Here is a 2575-nt window from a genome sequence, read left to right on the forward strand (position 1 = left end):
ATTGAGAGTTATGGATGTTTTTCTCATACAATTTCCTTTTTACCAATAAATCTTTGTATCAAAAAAGTCATTATGATCAATAAGATGTAGGACATCGTGCTCGCTTTTCCCATATTAAAAAAGTTAAATCCGGTTTTATAAATATATAAACTAGCCGTTTCGGTGGAATTTACCGGCCCGCCTCGAGTCAGAATATACACCAAGTCAAACATTTTGAAAGAATCAATACTCCGGATTAAAATACCAATATACATAATGGGTTTAAGCATCGGAATGGTTATATATCGAATAAGACCCCACTCTGATGCTCCATCAACTTCCGCAGCCTCATAGAGATTGGGTGATATCCCCTGCATCCCAGAAAGAAAAATAATAAACAAAAAAGGCGTCCATTGCCAAATATCAATGAGGATAATCGTAGAAAGTGCGTACTTGATATCTCCTAGCCAAATCAGTGGTTGCAAACCAACCATTTTCAAAATATAGTTGGCTATTCCAATTTCGGGATTAAGGATAAATCTCCAAATGATACCAATAACCATGGGAGATATCATTATAGGAATCATTAATAGAGATATTATAATTCTCTTGCCGTAAACCTTATCTCTAAAAAGCAGCGATAAAAATAATCCGGCTAAAGTTTCTATAGTTACAGCGATTAATAAAATAATCAGCGTGACTTTGAGAGAATTCCAAAATCGAGAATCTAATAATACATTTTGGATGTTGCTCAACCCTATAAATGAAGGAGGATTTGGTTTATTTAAAAACCATTTGAAAAAAACCAATCGGAAGGAAAAAATAAGCGGATAAATTGAAAATAGAATGAGAAACAAAGCAGCTGGTAACACCAACATAGTTTTATCAAAGCGCTTATTGAGCTGAATCATGGGAAACAATCTCCAATTTTTACGAAATCATTTATAGAACCACCCGAAGGTTCAATACCTCGGGTGGTTCTGGTATAACAATTTAATCGTAGTAACCCTGCTCTCTCATGATCTGTTCAACCATTTGTGCAGCCTCATCCAATGCAGCCTTGGCATCTGCCTGCTGAGCAATTACCTTTGATGCGGTAATCTGAAGAACATCATTAATCTGAGTAAATTCAGGAACCTGAGGTACAACACCAATATCTTCATGGGTTTTCGCTATCCAAGGGAAGAAGGGGTACTTTTCCACAAATCCAGGATCATTCCAGGTCGAAAGCCTCACTGGTTGCCCATAATATTCGACCATTAGTTTGTCCATCTCTTTTGAGGTTATAAACTTTATGTATTTATAAGTGGCTTCTTTATTCTTGCTGGCTTTCGGTATGGCATAGGTCCAATAGGAAATGAGAGATTTGTTGCTCCCATTTTCTCCCTTAGGCATGAGGCTATAGCCACAATTCCCAACAATCTTTGATTTCTCGGGGTCTTCAGCAAAACCAGCGATATGAGCCCAGTTCCAGTGCATAGCACAATTCCCATTTAAAAAGAAATCGCCACTTTCTGGAACATCAAAAGTTGTCGATGCTTGAGGAGAGACCTTATATTTATTCATTAAATCAGCGTAGAATTGTATGGCTTCAGCTCCAGCTTCAGTATTAAATACCGGTTTGAAGTTTTCATCAAGGATTTCAATCCCATTGGTGAAAAACATCAACAGGACATCATAGACTAAATTCTGTCCTCCCTGACGGGCACCTTGCACCGCTCCATAAAAATCAACCGTCCCATCTTGATCGGTATCTCGAGTAAAGAACTGAGCAATATCTAAAAACTCTTTCCAGGTCATTGGTGGATTGAGCTCATAACCATATTCCTTTTGGAAATTTTCTTTCTCTTGAGGGTTTTCAAAGAGATCTTTTCGATAATAAAACATAACTGGTCCATCCCACCAGGGCAAACCATAAATTTTTCCATCAGCATCTTTTTGATATCTCAATAATGAATCAGGAAAATCATCTGGCCATCCTTCAGGAGGATCGTTTTCAATCAGGCTATCGAGTGGTTCAAGATAGCCACCACCAATAAATTCCGGCATAAAGTCGGTTATAGCAGCCATCACGTCATACCTACCGGTACCACCAACCAATTCCGTCATCATTTTTTCATGCAGCGAAGCATAATCAACCCAGGTGATGTTAACTTCAATATCCGGATTTTCTTCCATAAACCGTTTTGCCTGCTCAATTAATACTTCCTGGGCAGCACCGGAAAACATCATTTCATTGATCACAATTTTCTCCGCAGCCAAAAGTTGGGAAGAGAAAACACTGAGTATCAAAAAACTTAAAAGTAATAAAATTGGTAAGTTTTTTAATTTGAACATTTTCTTTCCTCCTTATTATTAAAATTAAAAATTAAATACTATTTAAACTCTTTTAATATCTGAAGAGATTTCCGAATATTTTTAGAATATATTTTTTCTTTATCGCTTTGGGGAAGCTCTAAACTATCGATGGCAATAATTTTAAAGCGGATTTGCATATCCGATTGAATAGGAATATCTGTACCAAAAACTAACTTATCTGGACCAACAAGCTCAACAATTCTTTTCATTACACCCGGATAGGCATAAATCCAAAAAC

At 36.9% G+C, this 2575-nt stretch carries 3 protein-coding genes; all 3 read right to left on the reverse strand.

Going from position 1 to position 2575, the window contains the following annotated elements; genetic code table 11:
- Positions 1 to 23: 23 nt before the first annotated feature.
- Entirely contained in the window at positions 24 to 890 is an 867-nt protein-coding gene (locus PLK24_RS10590; protein ID WP_324478948.1) for a carbohydrate ABC transporter permease, read from the reverse strand.
- 82 nt (positions 891 to 972) lie between these two features.
- Positions 973 to 2316 (reverse strand): ABC transporter substrate-binding protein, encoded by a 1344-nt coding sequence (locus tag PLK24_RS10595; protein ID WP_324478950.1) that lies wholly within the window; start codon positions 2314 to 2316, stop codon positions 973 to 975.
- A gap of 38 nt (positions 2317 to 2354) precedes the next feature.
- Positions 2355 to 2575 (reverse strand): amidohydrolase family protein (locus PLK24_RS10600; RefSeq protein WP_324478952.1); only part of this gene is annotated, 221 nt, incomplete at its 5' end.

The sequence above is a fragment of the Atribacter sp. genome (assembly GCF_035418125.1).
Classification (GTDB): Bacteria; Atribacterota; Atribacteria; order Atribacterales; family Atribacteraceae; genus Atribacter; species Atribacter allofermentans.